We start from the raw sequence: 18952 nt of genomic DNA, 5'->3' as shown, positions 1-18952 counted from the left end.
GAGCCATGGCGTTCGCCAGCGTCCGCGCCCGACTGACGGCCTGGTACGGGGTCGTGCTGATGATCACGCTCGTCGGCCTGGGGGTCGCCATCTACGTGCTCATGGCGGGCTCGCTCCTCCGTCGAGTGGACGCGACGCTCGACTTCGAGCTCGAGGAGGCGAGCGACCGGATCGCCGCGGGCCGGCGCGCAACCTTCCCGGCCGAGCTTCCCGCCGCCTTCCACCAGATCTACGTGATCCGCGTCCTCGGGCCCGGCGGCGCGGTCGAGGAGCAGAGCCCCACGCCGGCCGCGGCCGGATTGCCGGCGGTCGCCGGGTTGCCGTCGGGTACGACCAGCCATCAGAGCGTCGCGCTCGGATCCGCGGGGCGGTTTCGGCTGGCCGCTCGACGGATCGGCGAGGGCCCGTCGGGTCGGACGGTCCAGATCGCGACCTCGCTGGCGACCTATGAGCACGAGATCGGCGAGCTGCGAGGCGTGCTCTGGACGATCCTGCCGGCGGGGCTGGTCGCGGCCACGCTCGGCGGCTACGTCCTGGCCGGGCGATCGCTGGCGCCGGTGCACCGGATCACGGAATCGGCGCGGAGGATCTCGGCGGCGAACCTGGGGGAGCGGGTGACGCCCTCGGACGGCCGGGACGAGCTGGGGCGGCTGGGAGCGACGATCAACGCGATGCTGGACCGGATCGATCGGGCCTTCGCCGCCACCCGCCAGTTCACGGGGGACGCCGCCCACGAGCTGAAGACTCCGGTCGCCGCGATCCGGGCCGAGGCCGAGGTCGCCCTCATCGCGCGACGGTCGGCCGACGAGTACGAGGCGACGCTGCGGAGCATCGTCGAGGAGGCGGACCGCCTGGCGCGGCTCTCGGAGCGGCTCCTGATCCTCTCCCGCGAGGACCTCGGGGCGCTCGCCGATCTCCCGCGACGGCCGGTCCGCCTGGACGACCTGGCGCGGGCGGCGGCGGCCGACGCGGCCGAGGCCGCCCGCCGGGCCGGCGTCTCGCTCCGGCTCGAGGACCTCCCGGTCGCGGTGGTCCGCGCCGATCCGGACCTGCTCCGCCAGGTCCTCGACAACCTGATCGACAACGCCCTCAAGTACACGCACCGCGGCGGCGAGGTCGCCGTCCGCGGCCTCGTCGAGGGCGACCTCGCGACGATCGAGGTGATCGACACGGGGATCGGCATCCCGGCGGAGGCCCTGCCGCGGATCTTCGACCGCTTCTATCGCGTCGACCCGTCGCGGAGCCGCCGGACCGGCGGCACGGGCCTGGGACTGAGCATCGCCCGAGCCCTGGCCGAACGCCACGGGGGCCGCATCGAGGCCGCCAGCCGGCCCGGTTCGGGGAGCACCTTTCGCCTCCTCCTGCCGCGCCTGATCGCGGCCGATCCGGCATGAGAAAGATCTCACGAAAGACGCGGCGACGTCTGACGCCGATGCCGTGTAGTGTGGCTCACGGCGGCGGTGATCGGGCCCCGTGCGAGGCTCGTCCGCCGCCCCGCCCCCCGCGAGGATTGAGGATCATGATCGATCGGATCGCCGGCCGTCGCCCCCGCGCAGGCTTCACCCTGATCGAATTGCTGGTGGTGATCGCGATCATCGCCGTGCTCATCGCCCTGCTGCTGCCGGCGGTGCAGTCGGCCCGCGAGGCCGCCCGCCGCGCCCAGTGCATCAACAACCTGAAGCAGATCGGCCTGGCCCTCCACAACTACCTCTCGACGAGCAACGTCTTCCCGCCCGTCACCGTGATGCCGAAGGGCCGGACGTCGCAGCCGTGGTCCGGCCTGGTCCGGATCCTGCCCTACCTGGAGCAGGGCAACCTGTACAACGCGGTCAACTGGAACGCGCAGTTCGAGTTCACCTCGAGCCCGACCCTGGCCATGACCCGCGTCGGCGCCTTCCTCTGCCCGAGCGAGGTCCAGGACGTCGCCCGCGTCGGGACGTCGATGATCTACTACCCCAACAACTACTGCTTCAACCAGGGGACCTGGTTCATCTACGACCCGGCAAGCGACACGGTCGGCGACGGGCCGTTCGTCCCGAATCGCTCCTTCGGCCCGTCAGCCATCACCGACGGCCTGAGCAGCACCCTGGCCCTGTCGGAGGCGAAGGCCTACCAGCCGAATTACTGGGACACGAAGACCCCGTCCACGCTCGGGGTCACGCCCCCGCTGACCCCCGCGGACCTGATGCAATACCTCGGCGGGACGTTCGACAGCAACGGCCACACCGAGTGGGTCGAGGGCGACGTCCACGAGGTGGGCTTCACAACGACCTTCACGCCCAACACGAAGGTCTACACGGCCGTCAACGGGCAGCAGACGGACATCGACCTGACCTCGATGCGCGACGGCGAGTCGATCACGCTGCCGACCTACGCGGCGATCACCGCGCGAAGCTATCACCCCGGCGGCGTGTCGGCCCTGCTCCTGGACGGCTCGGTCCGCTCGATCAAGAGCACGATCAACCAGGCCGTCTGGAGGAGCCTGGGCACCCGGGCCGGCGGCGAGACCATCAGCGGCGACTCCTACTGATCCCCGGGCGATGAGCGGCAGGAGACCCCGATGAAGCACGCCACCAGGAGCCTGACGCTGATGCTGCCGCTGGGCCTGTCCCTGGGGCTCGCCGGCTGCGCGCGGAACTCCGGCGCGGCCGGCGACGACGGCCTCGCCCTGGCCTCGGCCTTCCTGGACGACCTCCGCGCCGGCAAGGTCGCGGAGGCGTTCGCCCGGACCACGACCGATTTCAAGTCCCTGATGGGGCAGGACAACCTGCGCGACTACGCCCGGACCCATCCCGCGCTCATGGGGACGGCCGAGCTGACCGGCACGAAGCCCGCCGATCGCAACGGGATCGTCGTGACCGAGTACACCTTCCGGGCCACGGCCCCGCCGACGGCATCCCGCGGGAAGTCCTCGACGAAGACGTCACCCGCCCCCTCCACGATCAAGGTGCTGGTCATGGCGGAGGGCAAGGGCTGGGCGGTGGAGCACCTGTCCGTCGACTGAGCTCGCGAGGAGATCCCGGCGAGCCGCGATCAGCAGTCCTCCCCGCACGGGCCGCCCGCTCCCGCCAGCCGCGCCGCCTGGACCTGGAACGACTGAAGCGCGGCGGCATCCGCCCGGTCGCCCCGGCTCAGGATGGCCATGATCCGCCGCAGGCAGCCGGCGCACCGGACGGAGTCGGGCCGCAGGCCGCGGAGCAGCTCGCGAGCCTGACCTTCTCGCCCGACCTGCGAAAGGAGCGAGGCATACAGCGTCCGGTACGACGGACAGTCCGGCGCGAGCTCGTGGGCCCGGGCGGCGGCGGGGAGGATCTCCAAGGCGTCATGCCCGATCAGCCGCATGTAATAGGCGATCCCGAAGAAGGCCTCATGCCGCCGGCCGTCGCGGCGGGCGAGTGCATGGCAGGCCTCCAGGGCCGACTCGTTGTCGCCGATCCGGCCCAGCCCCGAGGCCGCCGACGGCAGCAGGCCCGTCGGGCAGTCCGGCCTCCGCACCAGGCCCCGATACAGGCCCCTCGCCAGGTCGACCCTCCCCGCGCGAGCATGACACTCCGCCAGGGCGCACTGGGCCGCCGGATTGAGCGGCACGAGCACGGCCGCCGTCTCCAGGGCGTCGCAGGCGGCCTCGAAATCCCCCAGCCGCGCGCAGATCAGCCCGTGGATCTGCCAGAGCTCGCCGTCATCGGGATGCTGCTCCACCGCGTGCGTCGCCACCCGATCGGCCTCGAAGACCTCGCCCCGGTGGAAGTGGCCCAGGCATCTCACCTTCAGGTCCCATCGAGTTTCCATCGCCCCCTCCTCGAACGCACACCATGCACCCGGACCACCCGCCGGCCCCGCGGCGACGGGGTCGAGACTCCCACAGACCGTGCACAATGATACTGAGATTCAATCTCAATTCGAGCTTACTGCCGCTGAAACGCGGAGTCAAGAAGCGGCTGCCGGCTCTCTCGGGGATCGTGGCGGGCACTTCCGGGCGTGGATGGAGACCTGGTAAGGTGTCCGGGACCATGACGCGTGACTTCCGCCCGACGCAGCCGGACGATCTCGAGGACCTGGCTCGATTCCTCACGGACGGCTTCCACGTCGATCCGGCGTCGGATTTCGCCGCGGTCCGGGTCCTCCGGTGGAAGTTCCTGGACCCCGGCGGCGATGATGGCGGCGGGCTGGCTCGCAGCTACCTGGCGCGGGACGAGGCGGGTTCGATCGTCGGGCACGTGGGGATCTGCCGGACGAGCTTCGAGGGGGCGTCGGTCGCGGGCGGATCGGTGCCGACCCTGCACCTGATCGACTGGCTGGGTTCGCCCGGCCATCCGGGCCTCGGCGTCAGCCTGATGAGGTTGGGGCACGGCCAGGCGCCGACCCAGTTCTTCATCGGGGGGAGCGAGGCGGCCCGCGCGATCGGACCTCGTGCCGGGTACGCGACCCGGCCGCCGATCTCGGTCTATTCGGCGGTGTTGCGGCCGGCCCACTGGCTCCGCGCGTCGGGCCCGGGTCGGGCCGGGCGATGGGCCCGGTTCGGCCGCGACCTCGCCAGGGGCGTTAGGGGCCGTCCGCGGCCGGTCGCGGCGCCGGAGCTGCGCCCGGTCTCCGCGTTCGGCGATGAGGTCGAGGAGATCGCGGCGAGGGCGGGGGCGTTCTCGATCCTGACCCGGCGTACGGCGGGCCGGCTGAATCACCTGCTCGCCTACCCGCGGGGGGGGATGACGGGTTGGCATCTCGTCGATCCCTCGGGCCGAATCCGGGGCTTCGCGGTCCTCGGCCTGGTGCCCCAGCACGGGGGGAGGGTGCGGCTGGGCAAGGTCGCGGACCTGGTCCTCGACGATCCCGAACCGGCGGCCTGGCACGGCGCCGCGGACTCGCTCCGCCGCGAGTTGGGCCGACAGGGCGCGGACGTGGTCCAGGCCTTCGCCGTCCCGGGGTGGGTCGCCGAGGGCTTCTCCCGGGCGGGGTTCCGGCGGGCCTTCCCCCTCAACTTCATGGTCCGGGACCGCAAGGGCCTGCTCCCCGCCGCCGATGTCCCGATGCACATCACGCCGCTGGAGGCGGATTACGCGTACACATGACCGAGTCAAGCGATGAAAGGTGCTCGCCCATGGCCGTCCTCGACGCGTCTCGGATGTTCGATGACCTCGATCGGCCGCTCTGGGTCGTGACGGCCGCCGCGCCGGACGGCCGCCGCGGGGGCTGCATCGCGACGTTCGTCCTGGGGATCTCGCTCGTCCCCGAGCTGCCCCGGGCCTGCATCGCGCTGGCCCGCCATCACCACACGCGGGAACTCGTGGAATCGAGCGATGCGTTCGGCCTGCACCGGATCGGCGAGCGGCATCTCGAATGGGTCTGGCGGTTCGGCATCGGATCCGGCCGCGACGCGGACAAGCTCTCCGGCGTGGGCTCCCGGTCCGGGGCGACCGGCAGCCCGATCCTGCCCGACGCCCTGGACTGGATGGAGTGCCGGGTGGAGGCCCGCTGCGAGACGGGCGACCGGACGATCTACGTTGCCGAGGTCGTGGACGCTTCCGGGCCGGCCGAGGACCCACCGCTGACCGTCGCGCGGATGCTCCAGCTCGCCCCGCCCGATCGCCGGGCGCGGCTGGACGACCTGCTGCGGAGGGACCGGGCCACGGATGCCGCGGCGATCCTCGAATGGCGGCGGGGCCGGGAGGCCGGGCCGAACTAGGGATCGGCCGACGGGACTTTTCGGGCCTCGCCGGTCGGCCATCGGGACGACGATCGGCGCGTCTGGCAGGCTGGAAATCCGGCGGGATTTGTGCAAGATAGCTGTCCGCCAGGTGGAGACGATCGGTGGAGGGACCAGGTTGCCCATGAGACTCGAGACAACGCTGGGGATCACCCGGGACGGCGGGGCCGCTCGCCGGATGACCGGGACGGGGGCCTGGACGGCCGGGGACACGCCCTTCCTCCATCGGACCGGGGACCTCTGCCCGACCGACAAACGGATCGAGCAATATCTCGCCGATTCCTTCTCCGACCTGAACCTGGAAAGCCCGCTCCGGCTCCCGGCGGAGTCGCTCGTGCTGCCGCGGCACGGCCTGGCGCGCGAGCTCTCGATCACGGAAGGGGAGGACAGCTACAGCAACCCCTACCTCTCCTCCTACCGGCTCCACAACGGCGTGCTTCACAATCCGCGGAGCGACCGGCGGACGACCGAGGGGACCTTCCACGTCACCGAGGGGGGCCTGCCGGTCCCCGGCGACAAGAAGTCGGTCCCGCGGGCGACCTTCGCCGCGCTCTTCCGCCAGGCCGTCGCGCCGCCGCCGGACTTCCTGGTCATCCCCTACACCTCCAAACGGTCGCGGCCCCTGCGGACGTTCGTCTCGCTCCTGCTCCGGCCGATCGTCTGCCCCGAGGTGGAGGGGGTCTGCCCCGAGAAGTCGATGGAGGTCCACTTCTTCGCGCCGGGCTGCCTGATCAGCAACCTCGACTTCGTGGAGTCGATCTTCGGCAATGCGGGCGACCCCTACCTGCCCGAGAATGACGCGGGGCTCGACGTCCACGGCTGGTCCGGCCACACCGGCTGCGTCATCCTCGCCCCGCACCTGACGCAGCTCACCAAGCGATCGCTCGGCCTGCCCGCCTGGGACAAGGCCACCGAACGCCAGCGGCGGGACGGCATGTGCTGGCGCGACCCCGAGGAGAAGTACAACGACGGCACCGCCTTCAAGTTGACCTGCCGGTCCGCAGCCGGGGTGATCGTCACGCTGATCGCCGACAACTACTACGGCTACTGCAAGAAGGAAGTGAAGACCCAGATCTCGTACGCGGCGAACCTCCTGGGCAACGTCGAGGAGGAGCATTCCGGCGGGGCGCTCGCCTTCGCGAGCTACTCGCTGGGCTACCAGTTCGACGCCGCGCGCTATCGCAAGGACGACCGGACCGTCGCCGACCTGGCGAAGGCGGAGCCGGATGCGATGGAGCTGCAGCATGAAGGGCACGCCGTCGACCGCCGGCATCCCGACCTGGTCTACATCCCGCCGGATGCCCGCGCGGACATCGCCGAGCTGAAGGTCTGGTGGCGGAAGGACGGCGAGGAGGTCTCCATCCCCCTGGCCCCCGGCAAGGTGTACATGGTCCCTTCCGGGTACAAGATGCACATGGAGAAGCACCCCGGGGCCGCGAGCTGGCGGCTGATCGGCACCGTGGCCGAGGGGCTCTCCTGCCACAAGCCGTGCACGGTCAGCGGCGGCGGCAAGAGCGAGATCTCCAAGAACCTGCGCGACTACATGATCTACGGCCCGATCTTCGTGGCCGACGTGGAGCGGGATTTCGACCTCGTCCAGCAGATCTTCGACCGCGACTACTCCGACCGCTGGAAGCCGGGGCACGCGCCCGACTACACCAAGCGGGAGAGCCGTCCGGTGCTCAGCCCGCTCCGGACCCTGGGCAGCGTCGTCAAGCTGCTGACGCCCTCGGACGACTACACCGACGAGTACAACAAGTGGCTGGCGTCGTTCCCCAACTACATCTACCCGATCGTCTTCATCATCAAGCGGTTCGCCCCCCAGGAGGACCTGGGCCGGTGGCGGGACATGTTCGGCGTGGACATCGTCAACGGCTTCCCCGGCCATGAGCTGAAGGCGTTCGGGCGGCAGCTCGTGGGGACGTATCTCCGCGTCGGCCTCCTGTCGTCGCAGGGATGGCGGACGTTCAAGCTCCGCCAGGACTTCATCGCGGCGGCGAAGGTGCAGACCGGGGACGACATCACCGCCTCCGTGGTGATCCCCGCCGAGGCCATCGAGTCGCCCCCGCCGGGGCCGCCGGCCGGCAGCTACAAGTTCGCGGTCAACTGCGAGTCCCGCCTCTTCCAGAGGCCGGATGACGCCATCCACCGCGGCCTCGACCGGACCACCGAATCCGACATGGCGCGGCCGGACAACTTCCTGTCCAACTTCGAGCCCCTGACCGCCGCGCAGGCAGCGGCGATGGTCGCCCGGGTCACGGAGTTCGAGGAGTTCACGCCGCCGATGCAGGACCTCCTCAAGGAGGTGGCGAAGTCCGGGACCGGCTACTTCGTCTGCTCCGCCAACCCCAGGCTCGTGGACGGCAAGCCCAGCAAGAACCCGCGCTACCTCCAGACGCGGCCCGACCTGCTCAATCCCCTGCCGAAGTACGTCGCCGAGCGCGGCATGCGGCTCTCCCGCGGGATCCCCGAGGGCCGGCCGCTGGCCGTCCCGGTGGGCGCCGTCCTCCTCGGCCGCCGGAACAACCCGCCGGACCCCGCCGCCGGCATCCGCCCCCTGGCCGTCTACGGGCCGATCCATTACCAGGAGCTGCCCGAGCTCTTCATGGACTTCATCTGCTCGCTCACCGGCAAGAGCCCCTCGACCACCGGGGCCGGCTCCGAGGGCGCGCTCACGAAGGGGCCGTTCAACGCGTTGCGGCCGATCGTGGACCTCAACGCCGCGCTCGTCTCCTACATCCTGACCGGGCTGGCCGGCTTCTCCACCGCGGCCGGCTACGTCGGGCCGAAGATGCGGGTGGACCACGACATCAGCCTCCTGATCCCGGAGATCTGGTGCCGCCTGAACCCCGAGGAGCGGCAGCCGGAGTTCCTGATCGCGGAGGGCTACCTCGAGCCCCTGAAGGACTTCGACCACGACGGCAAGCCCGTGCTGGCGAGCCGGCTGGGCTACCGGATCACGGCCAAGTTCGCGCACACGTTCTTCGGCCGGATCTTCGACCATCCGGCCCGGGTCTTCCCCGAGGAGCTGCTCCGCCCGGAGACCCAGGACCTGGAGGCATTCGTCGACGGCGTCCACAACATCACCGAGGCCCAGCAGCGGGTCGCCCGCCAGTACTTCGAGGACGGCTCGGTCAAGGACGCGTGCCCGCCGCTGCGGGCCCTGCTGGCGATCATGGCCGAGGGCTCCTTCGAGGGCAAGGACGCGCACGACCCGGAGGTCCGCGGCCTCTTCTCGCGAGAGGCGCTGATGTCCAGCGACTGGTATCGTCAGCGATTGGCCGCCAAGCAGGAGAGCGACATCCGCCTCTGGAGCCGTCGCGTCCGCTACCTGGAGGAACGCGCCGCGTCCGTCCGCGAGGCCTCCGACGACGCGGAGGACCTGCGCAACCGCTGCGACCTCGCCCGCGCCGAGCTCGAGCGCATCAGCTCCCGCGGCTACATGGCCTCGCTCAACGGCAAGATCGGGCTCGACCCGAGCCTGCTGCCGAAGTCGTGAGCCGATCCGGCCGCATCATCGCTCCGCCCGTCCCGCGTCACCGCCACTCCGCCTGGTCCGCCTGCCCGGGCGGGACGACCAGGCGGAGCGTCCGCCCGGCCAGGCCGATCCGGGCGATCGCGCCGCTGTTGAAATCGAGCCGGTCCTCCTCGACGCCGTCGCTGAAGATGACCCCGTTCTGGGGCATCCGCGAGGCGATCTCCAGGGGCTCTCGCTCAGTCACCCTGCCGTGGACGATCGTCGCGCCGGATGTCTTGCTGGGGAACGGCTCGCGGACGTTGAAGGCCAGCTCGCGAACCTCCCAGGGGAACGCATACTGGTCCCGAACGGCGAGGATCTCCTGCGAACCCGAGACCGCCGCGACGATCCCCGCCGCGCCCGTGAGCACGGACCGATACCAGCCGGTCGAGCCGGCGCCCGTGGAGACGATCAGGCCGCTGGACGACTGGGCCTCCTCCCGGCCCCCGAAGCGGAGGACGTAGCGGGCCGAGACGTGAGTCCGGGCGCCGACGAAGAGGTCGTTGACCGCGAGCAGGCGCTGGCCGTCGTTCAAGGAGGCCTCGGCCATCGTCACGTCGATCCAGGTCTTCTCATCCCGGATCGCCCGGGTGATCGCCTCGCCGGCCCGGTGGACGCCGTAGGGGAGGAGGACGCCGTCGATGCGGGCGGGGTCGGGGTTGAGCGCGACCACCGGCTGGCCGTCCAGGTACTTGGCGGCGTTGACGACCAGCCCGTCCTGGCCGAGGACCACCACGACATCCGAGCCGCCGAACGTGAACGTGGGGAGGAAGGACCGCTCGATCCACTGGATCCGGAGCCCGCGTGGGAGGGCCTCGCGGAGGGTCTCGACCGCCCGGCGGTAGGCGTCGTGCGCGGCCTGGTACTCGGCGAAGTCGCCCCCCATGTGCTCGATGTAGAAGCGGGCCTGATCGACGGTGTTGAACCGTTCGATCAGCTCCTCCAGGGCCGTCTTCCGGGTGACGATGACGAGCTTGTCGCGGGTGGGCATACGCTGCGGGCTCCCCGGCGGGGCATCGGGCCCCGCTCAGGCGGTGGGCGTGGACTCGGACGAGCCGGGGCCGCCCCTCGCGTCCAGGAGGCTGGCGAGGATATCCGAGGTGATGGTCAGGTTGCCGATCCGGCCGGCGTTCTCGCCGAGCTCGGAGAGGGCCAGTGCCAGGACCTTGCGGGGGTCGATCCCCCGATAGAGTGCCAGGTCATTCTGCTTGACCCGGTTGTGGTAGGCGGCCTCCTGCTCCGCGGCCTGCCCGCGATGGTTGGCCTGGCGGAGCTCGTTCTCGCCCTGGAGGTCGATGAGCTGCCGCCGCTGCTGCTCCAGGGCGATCTCGGTGTTGAGCTCATTCTCCTTGATCTTCCGCTCCTCCTCGACGGCCGCGGCCCGGCGGGCCGAGATGGCGTAGTCGGCCTTCTGGAGGAGGCCCTCCCGATACTCGGCCTCGAGCGCCTTGCCGACCTCCGGCGTGGGCTTGGCGGCGACGAAGTAGACGCTCAGCAGCTCCACGCCCAGCGGGTCCAGCAGCGCCGAGCCCTTGATCCGGCCCTGCACCGAGGCGGCGATGGACTCGTACTGGGTCAGGACCTCCTCGAGCGATCGCTTCTGGATCTCGGTGCGGGTCTCCATCTGGATGATGTTCGTGATCCGCTGCGCCAGGCGATCGGGATCGTTGGAGAGGTGCCGATGCGTCGCCGGGTCCATCGTGAAGTTGAGGATCTCGGCGGCCTTGCGCGGGTTGTGGATGCGGTAGGTGAACTGCCCCTGGATCGTCACCGTCTGGAAATTGCTGGTGACCTCGTTGAAGACCAGATTCGCGTCCATGCTGCTGGTCGGGACGACGACGATCTGCGTGTTGTACTTCAGGTAGAAGAAGGCCAGCCCCTGGCCCTCGCGGGCGATCCGCCCGGAGCTGTACCGGATGACGTGCTCCGTGGGCTGCCCCTTGAAGTAACCGAGGAACGGCATGGGTGCTCCTCCAGGATCCGTCGAGGCCGGCGGGGGGATGCCGTCAGAGGCCGGGCCGACCGGCGGCCCGGTCGGCGGGGGGGCGATGGCGGAGGATCTCCCCTTCCTTCAGGTAGACGACCGCCTCCGCGATCTTGGCGGCGTGGTCGGCGATCCGCTCGATGTTCCGCGCCGTGTTGATCAGCCGGAGCCCGGTGTCGATCCGCCGGGGATCCTCGACGATCCTCCGCTTGAGCAGCGTCAGGACCGACCGATACTGGCCGTCCAGCCGCTTCTCCGCGGCCATGACCGCCCTGGCCCGGGGGACGTCCGCCTCGGTGAGCGAGTCGAGGCTCTCGTGGACCTGGGCGAGCGCCTCCATGCCGAGGTTCTCGAGCGGCTGGGGGATCGGGAAGGCCTCCGGGTCGCTGGCCAGCTTCTTGACCCGCTTGGCGATGTGCCGGGCAAGGGCCGAGAGCCGCTCCAGGTCGCTGTTGATCCGGAGGATGGCCGCGACCCGGCGGAGGTCGGACGCGACGGGCTGGTGGAGGGCGAGGACGCGGACGCACTCCCGCTCGATCTGGACCTCCCACCGCTCCATCGAGGGCTGGCGGCGGCGGATCTCATCGGCGAGCTCGACCCGGCCGTCGCAGAGGGCCCTGAGGCTCTGGTTGAGGGCGTCCTCGACGACCGCCGCCAGCTTCAGGACCTCGGACCAGAGCGACTCCAGGTCGCGGAGGAAGTGGCGACCGACCGTCACGCGCTCCTGGCCCCAATCCCAGGGTGTCGTTGCTTCCGTCTTGATGTCCGGCATTCCAGATCCTTGTCGCCTCGCGAGGTGGGATGGGACGCTTCCGAAGCCCGTGCCGATCGATCCGCCGCGAATCCCTGAGATCTGCACCTGTGAAAGGAGAGCATGTCGAGACATCCGCCGCCGTCGACCCGGCGGCCCGCGGAGCCCGGCTCGCTGATCCCTCCCATCATCGAAGAAACCTGCGCCCATGCCAATATCAAGCGGCCCCTCTTCGCCGGGAATTCACATCGGCACGCCGCGGGCGGGGCGGCCGGCACCTCGGATCGGTCGTTGGATGTCGATTTCGCGCGGGCGTGAAACCCAGAGGGCAAGCCGCCAGCATGGGGTGGGCCAGAGCCCGAGGAATGGGACCTCGCCACGTCGGCGGTCGACTTCAGGCCGGCCGGATTCGCCGCCCCAGTCATCGACGTCGATGGAAGCGCCGACGGCTCCCGCGGGACCACCGCACCGAGGCCCTTGATGCCCGTCCAGGCTCGTTCGAGCCCAGGGGCTGGGACGCCGCAACCCGCGGCGAGGTGCTGACCCTCCGCGGTCTGAGAGCCGAATGGAGAGTCACGCCGTGGAGACTGAGGGCTCGCCATGCAAAACGCCAGGGCTCGCGATGGAGCCCTGGCGTCGTTGGGAACGAGGCCGAGGGTCGGCCTGGCAGGACCGGCTCGGGAGCCGATCAGTACTTCTTGCCGCGGAGCGGCGGGCCGGTGCCGTAGAGCGGCTGATAGTACATGTCCGTGGGGATCTTGTCGCCGGGCCGCCAGTAGCCGAGGTCATACTGGGCCTCCCACGGGGGATCCACGACCAGGGCGTAGGGGAGGGTCATGATCTGCCAGGCCATGAGGCCCACGGAGAAGCCCGGCTGGATGAGCTGGTTCCGCTGGGTCGTCTGCCGCGGATCGTCGACCGGGTAGGTGAGGAACCGGCCGGCCCGCCCGAAGTAGGTCTCCGCGCTATGGCCGTACCGCTCGAGCATGGGATCCTGGAAGTAGAGCGGCAGGTGGCAGGTCGCGGCGGCCGCCCAGTACTTGCGCTGGGGGCTCCACTCGCGCTTGCCGAGCTCGGTGAAATCCTCGGGGACGGGGATGGCCCGGATGGGCCTCGCCTCGGCCGGGCTCGGGGCCCGGCTGATGTCGATCTGGGTGACGGTCTGATTCCGCGCGTCGGCCGTGAAATCCTCGACCCTGGGCTGACCCGGGACAGTCGGGGCCCGACGCCTCTCCTCATCCTGAAGGCGAGCGATCTCGTCGATCCGCTGCTGCTGCTCGGGCAGCAGCGTGGTCTTCGGGGTGGTCGGCGTCGATGACAGGGACGAGGCGGCCGGACCGACGACGCCGGCTCCGGTGCGGGGCATCTCCGACGCGGCCGGCGCGGGAGTCGCCGCGGCCTCCGCAGGCGAGGCGGGTGTCTCCGTTAGCCTCATTCCCGGGATGCTCGGCACCGCCTCGGGCTTCGCCGACGGAGCTGGTTCGGCGGCCGGCCTGGACGCCGGCACCGGCTCGGGGGCAAGAACCGGAGCGGCCGAGACCTCGGCGGCGGGCGGCGGGAGCGGGTCCTTCCGCGACGCCTCATCCGCGGGGCCGGGCGTGGACCGAGGCAGGGCCGGCAATTCCTCGGCGGTCGCGGCCGCGATCGCCGGAACAGGCTCCGGCTTCGGGGCATCGGCCTTGGGCTCCTCCGGCTTCGGCGCGTCGGCCTTCGGCTCCTCCGGCTTCGGGGCGTCGGCCTTCGGCTCCTCCGGCTTCGGGGCTGGACTGCCGGCGGCGTTCTCGGATGCGCCGCGGAGGGGGAGTTGCGGGAGCTCATCCCCGAGGGGGCTCGACGCCGGGGCGGGCTCGGCCACGGTGGGCGCGACGGCCGACGGGAGCTCGGCGGCCTTGGGCTCGGTTCGTACCGGGTCACCGAGCGGGAGCGAGGGGAGCTCCTCGGCTCCGGCCGCGGGAGTGGCCGGCGCGGCTCCCTCGACGGCCCGGGGGGCCGGATCCGAGGGGGGCTCCAGGTTGATCGGGGCCGGGGCGGGACCGGCTGGCCCCTCGGGCTTGGCGGATGGGGCCGGCTCTGCGGCGGCCGGGATGGCGTTCGCGTCCGCCGCGGGCTTCGCCGCCTCGTCGACGGTCTTCAGGTCTGCAAGGGGGACCGGTTCGGGCATCCGCGGTCCCGGCGACGGCTCCGGCGCGGGCCGGGACACTTCCTCGGACGCCGGAGCGGGGGCCGCGGCCGCCGGCTCAGCCGTCGCGGGCTCGGCCGCGGCGAGGGACTCGGGCCGCGGTTGGGAGGAGGCGGGCTCCTCCCGACGAGGGGGCGGCGGAGTGACGGTCCCGGATCCGGCCACGGCCGGCAGGTCGTCGGCCGCTGCGGCCGGCCTGGCCGCGAGAGCGGCCGGCTGGGGCGACGGAGCGGCCGACTCGTCGCCGAGGGGCAGCATGGCGGGCATCTCCGGCCGATCGGCGTTCGCCGGGGGCGGCTCCACCGTCTCCGCCCCCGCGAGCCGGATCGGCTGCCCCTGATCGTCACCTTCGCTCGTCTTCTTCCGGGGGGCGGGACGGGGCTCCTTCGAGGCCGTGCTCGTGTTCCTCGTCTCGCCCGGCACCGAGGCGGCGGCGAGCTGGGTGGCGGACTTCGCCGGAGCGAATCCGCCGGACCGGCCGGATCGCCGGCTCACCGCGTAGGGGGTCTCCGCCCCCGCGGCCTCGCGGAGCCCGCGCTGGGCCCGCTCGATGGCCTGCTTGAGGTTCCGCTTCTCCGGCTCGCTCAGCTCGCGCTGGCGGACCTCGGCCTCGCGGAGGAACTTGAGCGCCCGCTCATATTCCTGATAGTTGATATAATCGAGCCCGTTGCGGAGCAGGTAGCGGGCGCCGCGGGTGGCCGCCATGTTCAGGGTCGTGTCGAACTCGTCGGGCCCGCCCGGGGTGGGTGCCGGATCGGGCCGCGAGGAGGGCGTGGGCTCGGTCGCCGCCGCCGCCCGGTCGCGGTCGCGTCGCCACGCGGATGATGGCGGGGACTGCTGGGCCGAGACCGTCTGGGCCGCGAGAGCAGCCCCGAGGATCGTCGTCGTCAATGCCTTCGTTGAGGGACGCAAGCCACGCCTCCTTGCTTTCCAGGTACTTGCCTTGCCGGCCGATCGGTCCGGAGCCGTCACGGCGGGGCATCGATCGCCGCGCGGCCGGCCCGCGCCGGGGTCCGGCGAGGGTCGGCGGCGGGACATGTCATCCGCCGCGGGATCCGGTTCGAGATGTGATTCCGCGATTCCGTTCGCCTCGCCCCAGCGAGGCGGGCGGGGCCCGCCTCGTTCGATCCTGTCCTCCAATGAGACAGCCGGTCACGCCGGGTTCCCGGCCGATGGGACACAATTCCGTCGGGATCTTCCGATTGACCTCGTCGCGAGGCCACGGCCCGGCCCGCTCAGGCGGGGCCGCGGCCGGTCTCGCTCTCGTTGCTGAAGCTCGAGTAATTCGGAGCTTCCTGGGTGATCGCGATGTCGTGCGGGTGGCCTTCCTGGACCGAGGCCGCCGTGACCTGGATGAACCGGGCCTTCGTCCGCAGCTCGTCGATCGTCCGGGTGCCGCAGTATCCCATGCCCGCCCTCAAGCCACCGACGAGCTGGAAGACGAAGTCGGAGAGCGGCCCCTTGTACGGGACCCGGCCCTCGACCCCCTCGGGCACGAGCTTCTGGCTCACCGCGGCCTTGCCGTCGGTCCCCCGGGGGGCGGGATCCTGCCGATATCGCTCGTGAGACCCCTTGGCCATGGCGCCGATCGACCCCATGCCACGGTAGCTCTTGAAACTGCGGCCCCGGTAGATGATCGTCGTCCCGGGGCTCTCGGCCAGCCCCGCGAAGAGGCCGCCGATCATGACGCTGTGGGCCCCGGCGGCGATCGCCTTGGTGATGTCGCCGGAGTAGCGGATCCCGCCGTCGGCGATGATCGGCACGCGACCGGCCGCGGCCCTCGCCGACTGGTAGATCGCCGTGATCTGCGGCACGCCGACCCCGGAGACGACTCGCGTGGTGCAGATCGAGCCCGGCCCGATGCCCACCTTGATCGCGTCGGCCCCGGCCTCGACGAGCGCCTTCGTGCCCTCGCCGGTCGCCACGTTACCCGCCACGACCTGGATGTCGAAGTCCTTCTTGATCCGCCGCACGGTCTCGATCACGTTCTTGCTGTGACCGTGGGCCGAGTCGACGATCAGGACGTCCACGTCCGCCTCGATGAGCGAGGAGACGCGCTCGAAATCGTGGACTCCGACCGCCGCGCCGACGCGCAACCGCCCGCGCCCGTCCTTGCAGGCGTTGGGGTAGCGGTGCAGCTTGTCGATGTCCTTGATCGTGATCAATCCTTTCAGTCGGTATTCATCGTCCACCAGCAGCAGTTTCTCGACCTTATTTTTCGTCAGGATCCGATCGGCCTCCTCGAGGCTCGTATCGGCGGGGGCGGTGACCAGGTTGTCCTTGGTCATGACCTCGTCGATCCGGAGGTCGTTGGACTCCAGGAACCGCAGGTCACGGCGGGTGAGGATCCCCTTCAGGAAGCCCCCGGAGACCGTGATCGGCACCCCCGAGATGTTGTGCCCGCCCATGATCGTCCGCGCCTGGCCGACCGTGGCGTCCGGCGGCAGCGTGATCGGATCGACGATGATGCCGTTCTCCGACCGCTTGACCTTGTCGACCTCGCGGGTCTGCTCCTCGATCGACATGTTCTTGTGGATGACGCCGAGCCCGCCTTCCTGGGCCAGCGCGATGGCGAGCTCCGCCTCCGTGACGGTGTCCATCGGAGACGAGAGGAAGGGCATGTTGAGCGCGATCTTGGCGGTGAGCTGCGTGCGGGTGTCCACCTCGCGGGGCATGAACTCGGCGTAGCCGGGCTCGAGGAGGACGTCGTCGAAGGTGATGCCTTGGTAGGCGATGCGGTCGAGCATCGGGAAAAGCTCCAAAACCGGGCCCCGACCGAGAGACCGTGACGAGTCCACACAACGTGGATTGCAACGTGATCTGTAGACCGGCAATACCGACAGACGGGACGAGACGGGAAATGTCCAGGTCAGGCCTGTGGTGCCGGGCAGGGTCGGGGGTTCCGTAGCCTTTCCTGGAACATTAGACCCGCGACCGGCCCCGCTGGCAAGGTCAACAGCCGACCATCCACGCGCGGACACGCGGCTTTGCCGCTCACTCACCCGCGGGAATCTCGACCTCGAATGACGCGAATTGCACGAGTGGAAGACCAGCCGTCGATCCGGACAGGACAGGACTTCCAGCAGGGAGGCGATGTTGACTGGACTCCGGACGTGTGTAGACTCAAGTAGGAGGTTTCACACATGGCAACCAATCTTGCACTCGATCCCGATCTCCTGGAGCGAGCCTTTCGGGTGAGCGGCGAGCCCACGAAGAAGGCCGCGGTGACGAAAGCCCTCCAGGAGTTCATCGCCCGTCGTGAGCTACGGCGAGTCGCGGAGCTCTTCGGCCAGCTCGAGTGGGATTCAGCTTTCGATTACAAGGCGGAACGGGCTCGCAAGGCATGAGCCTTCTCGTCGACACGAGCGTCTGGTCCCTTGCCTTTCGCCGCGATGCCAACTCCGGCACTCCAGAGGTAATGGCACTGAAAACGGCCCTGCTCGGCGGGGATCAGGTCTTTCTGACTGGCCTGATTCTTCAGGAGATACTGCAAGGCTTCCATGGCCCGAAGGAACGGGACGGATTACTAGAGCGGCTGGAGATCCTCGCCTTCCTGCAACCCGCCCGGCAAGACCACATCGAGGCCGCCGAGATCCGCAATTCGTGTCGCCGCCGCGGTATTCAGGTTGGGACGATCGATGCCCTGCTGATCCAACTGTGTCGTCGCTACGATCTCGTCCTGCTCACCACGGACGGAGATTTTCAGCTTGCGGCCAGGTACGTCGATTTCCGGCTCTGGTCTGCGCGATGAATCGCCCTGGAGATAGCCGGGGCTCGCTCAAGGCGTTATCCTTGACGAGGCGAAGTCCACGCCCTGAACGTGCGACGGCTTGAGTCGACCGCCGCGTGACGACCTCGCCCCTCACCAGACCGAGCCCCAGGCTCAATGTACCGGGAGAATGCCGCATGAAGCTGAATACCATGAATGTCCGCCCATCGTCCGCGCCACGCTCGACGAGATCCGTCGGCTCCAGTCCGACCGCGCCCACCGCGATGCCCGCCGAGCCTTCTTCGTCGAGGGCGTGAGGAACGTCGTCCACGCGATCGAGAGTGGACTTGCCCTCACGACGATCCTTTACAGCGACAAGCTCCTCACCGTTCCCATCGCCCGCAAGCTGGTCCGCGATCGACGCCGCGGCGGCCTCCCAACGATCGAGGTCACACCCGAGACCTTCCGATCGGTTTCCACCACGAAGCATGCCTCCGGGGTCGGTGCCGTGGTCGCCCAGCGCTGGACACCCCTGCACGGTGCCTCGCCGCGGGCCGGGTTGTGCTGGATCATCCTCGAATCGGTCCACTCGGATGGGAACCTGGGCACCCTGATCCGGACGTCCGAGGCCATCGGCGGCTCCGGATTCATCCTGGTCGGGCCGCACGTCGATCCGTTCAGCCCCGCCGTCGTCCGGGCCTCGATGGGGGCACTGTTCCGGCAATCGTTCATCCGGACGAGCGCGGGGAGCCTCAGGCACTGGCTCCGCCGCCACCGCTGCCGGGTCGTCGGCGCCTCGCCCGATGGGCCGGCCGAGCTGCATCGATTTCCGTTCCCCCGCCCTTCGATCCTGATCCTGGGCGAGGAGCGGCAGGGGTTGACCGCCTACCAGCGCGACCTCTGCTCGGACCTGGTCCGGATCCCGATGGTCGGCGCGGCGGACTCGCTGAATCTGGCCGTGGCCGGCAGTCTCTTGCTCTACGAGGTCCATCGGGCCAGGTCGGCTCGCGAACGAGCCTGAAAGGACCGTTGTCGGATCGCGACCCGAGGACAGGCGGGCCAGGGCCATGCGCTTGCCCGCCTGTCCGATCTGAAGGTCCAGACTCGGTCG

Annotated in this window: 15 protein-coding genes; 9 read left to right on the top strand and 6 right to left on the bottom strand. The window is 70.2% G+C overall.

Annotated elements, in window-relative coordinates; all coding sequences use genetic code 11:
• Positions 1–5 precede the first annotated feature (5 nt).
• The 3 genes from G6O54_RS21495 (at position 6) to G6O54_RS21485 (ending at position 3004) form a co-directional block, all read left to right on the top strand.
• The gene (locus tag G6O54_RS21495; RefSeq protein ID WP_165227856.1) at positions 6–1394 is read left to right on the top strand and encodes a sensor histidine kinase; all 1389 of its coding nucleotides are present in this window, start codon (positions 6–8) and stop codon (positions 1392–1394) included.
• A 125-nt stretch (positions 1395–1519) separates the two neighbouring features.
• Positions 1520–2530 (top strand): DUF1559 domain-containing protein, encoded by a 1011-nt coding sequence (locus G6O54_RS21490; protein WP_205678972.1) that lies wholly within the window; start codon positions 1520–1522, stop codon positions 2528–2530.
• Positions 2531–2560: 30 nt separating this feature from the next.
• Positions 2561–3004, top strand: coding sequence for a hypothetical protein (locus G6O54_RS21485; protein WP_165227854.1), 444 nt, complete (start codon positions 2561–2563; stop codon positions 3002–3004).
• Between the two features lie 29 nt (positions 3005–3033).
• On the opposite strand, the gene G6O54_RS21480 is transcribed toward G6O54_RS21485, so the two are convergent.
• Positions 3034–3789 (bottom strand): tetratricopeptide repeat protein, encoded by a 756-nt coding sequence (locus tag G6O54_RS21480; RefSeq protein ID WP_165227852.1) that lies wholly within the window; start codon positions 3787–3789, stop codon positions 3034–3036.
• Between the two features lie 209 nt (positions 3790–3998).
• On the opposite strand from G6O54_RS21480, the gene G6O54_RS21475 reads away from it, so the two are divergent.
• The 3 genes from G6O54_RS21475 to G6O54_RS21465 all read left to right on the top strand — a co-directional run bounded on the left by G6O54_RS21475 (position 3999) and on the right by G6O54_RS21465 (position 9200).
• The gene (locus G6O54_RS21475) at positions 3999–5066 is read left to right on the top strand and encodes an acetyltransferase (protein WP_165227850.1); all 1068 of its coding nucleotides are present in this window, start codon (positions 3999–4001) and stop codon (positions 5064–5066) included.
• A gap of 29 nt (positions 5067–5095) precedes the next feature.
• Positions 5096–5680, top strand: coding sequence for a flavin reductase family protein (locus tag G6O54_RS21470; protein WP_165227848.1), 585 nt, complete (start codon positions 5096–5098; stop codon positions 5678–5680).
• Between the two features lie 145 nt (positions 5681–5825).
• Positions 5826–9200: a PPi-type phosphoenolpyruvate carboxykinase family protein gene (locus tag G6O54_RS21465; protein WP_165227846.1), complete on the top strand. Its 3375-nt coding sequence runs from the start codon at positions 5826–5828 to the stop codon at positions 9198–9200.
• A 37-nt stretch (positions 9201–9237) separates the two neighbouring features.
• On the opposite strand, the gene G6O54_RS21460 is transcribed toward G6O54_RS21465, so the two are convergent.
• The 5 genes from G6O54_RS21460 to guaB form a co-directional block, all read right to left on the bottom strand.
• Positions 9238–10209 (bottom strand): diacylglycerol kinase catalytic domain-containing protein, encoded by a 972-nt coding sequence (locus G6O54_RS21460; RefSeq protein WP_165227844.1) that lies wholly within the window; start codon positions 10207–10209, stop codon positions 9238–9240.
• A gap of 36 nt (positions 10210–10245) precedes the next feature.
• Entirely contained in the window at positions 10246–11181 is a 936-nt protein-coding gene (locus G6O54_RS21455; RefSeq protein ID WP_165227842.1) for an SPFH domain-containing protein, read from the bottom strand.
• A gap of 43 nt (positions 11182–11224) precedes the next feature.
• Positions 11225–11974: a phosphate signaling complex protein PhoU gene (gene phoU, locus G6O54_RS21450; protein WP_165227840.1), complete on the bottom strand. Its 750-nt coding sequence runs from the start codon at positions 11972–11974 to the stop codon at positions 11225–11227.
• Between the two features lie 667 nt (positions 11975–12641).
• A complete protein-coding gene (locus G6O54_RS21445; protein WP_165227838.1) occupies positions 12642–15044 on the bottom strand; it encodes a hypothetical protein in 2403 nt (800 codons plus the stop codon).
• 323 nt (positions 15045–15367) lie between these two features.
• Entirely contained in the window at positions 15368–16879 is a 1512-nt protein-coding gene (gene guaB / locus G6O54_RS21440) for an IMP dehydrogenase (RefSeq protein WP_165227836.1), read from the bottom strand.
• A gap of 396 nt (positions 16880–17275) precedes the next feature.
• On the opposite strand from guaB, the gene G6O54_RS21435 reads away from it, so the two are divergent.
• The 3 genes from G6O54_RS21435 (at position 17276) to G6O54_RS21425 (ending at position 18862) form a co-directional block, all read left to right on the top strand.
• Positions 17276–17479, top strand: a complete 204-nt coding sequence (locus G6O54_RS21435) for a type II toxin-antitoxin system VapB family antitoxin (protein ID WP_165227834.1) — start codon at positions 17276–17278, stop codon at positions 17477–17479.
• Positions 17476–17883: a type II toxin-antitoxin system VapC family toxin gene (gene vapC / locus G6O54_RS21430; protein WP_165227832.1), complete on the top strand. Its 408-nt coding sequence runs from the start codon at positions 17476–17478 to the stop codon at positions 17881–17883. The genes G6O54_RS21435 and vapC overlap by 4 nt, the downstream gene beginning before the upstream one ends.
• 148 nt (positions 17884–18031) lie before the next feature.
• On the top strand, positions 18032–18862 hold the full coding sequence (locus G6O54_RS21425; RefSeq protein WP_165227830.1) for a TrmH family RNA methyltransferase: 831 nt from the start codon (positions 18032–18034) through the stop codon (positions 18860–18862).
• Positions 18863–18952 lie beyond the last annotated feature (90 nt).

Origin of the sequence: Aquisphaera insulae, from assembly GCF_011064615.1 — a bacterium.
Lineage (GTDB): Bacteria > Planctomycetota > Planctomycetia > Isosphaerales > Isosphaeraceae > Aquisphaera > Aquisphaera insulae.
Note: the sequence above shows the minus strand (reverse complement) of the source record. Positions and strands in the feature narration are given on the sequence as shown.

Coding starts and splice junctions, on each gene's coding strand:
- G6O54_RS21465 (WP_165227846.1), top strand. CDS start 5,826: ATGAGACTCGAGACAACGCTGGGGATCACCCGGGACGGCGGGGCCGCT.
- vapC (WP_165227832.1), top strand. CDS start 17,476: ATGAGCCTTCTCGTCGACACGAGCGTCTGGTCCCTTGCCTTTCGCCGC.
- G6O54_RS21480 (WP_165227852.1), bottom strand. CDS start 3,789: ATGGAAACTCGATGGGACCTGAAGGTGAGATGCCTGGGCCACTTCCAC.
- G6O54_RS21455 (WP_165227842.1), bottom strand. CDS start 11,181: ATGCCGTTCCTCGGTTACTTCAAGGGGCAGCCCACGGAGCACGTCATC.
- G6O54_RS21435 (WP_165227834.1), top strand. CDS start 17,276: ATGGCAACCAATCTTGCACTCGATCCCGATCTCCTGGAGCGAGCCTTT.
- G6O54_RS21425 (WP_165227830.1), top strand. CDS start 18,032: ATGCCGCATGAAGCTGAATACCATGAATGTCCGCCCATCGTCCGCGCC.
- G6O54_RS21490 (WP_205678972.1), top strand. CDS start 1,520: ATGATCGATCGGATCGCCGGCCGTCGCCCCCGCGCAGGCTTCACCCTG.
- G6O54_RS21495 (WP_165227856.1), top strand. CDS start 6: ATGGCGTTCGCCAGCGTCCGCGCCCGACTGACGGCCTGGTACGGGGTC.
- guaB (WP_165227836.1), bottom strand. CDS start 16,879: ATGCTCGACCGCATCGCCTACCAAGGCATCACCTTCGACGACGTCCTC.
- phoU (WP_165227840.1), bottom strand. CDS start 11,974: ATGCCGGACATCAAGACGGAAGCAACGACACCCTGGGATTGGGGCCAG.
- G6O54_RS21485 (WP_165227854.1), top strand. CDS start 2,561: ATGAAGCACGCCACCAGGAGCCTGACGCTGATGCTGCCGCTGGGCCTG.
- G6O54_RS21470 (WP_165227848.1), top strand. CDS start 5,096: ATGGCCGTCCTCGACGCGTCTCGGATGTTCGATGACCTCGATCGGCCG.
- G6O54_RS21460 (WP_165227844.1), bottom strand. CDS start 10,209: ATGCCCACCCGCGACAAGCTCGTCATCGTCACCCGGAAGACGGCCCTG.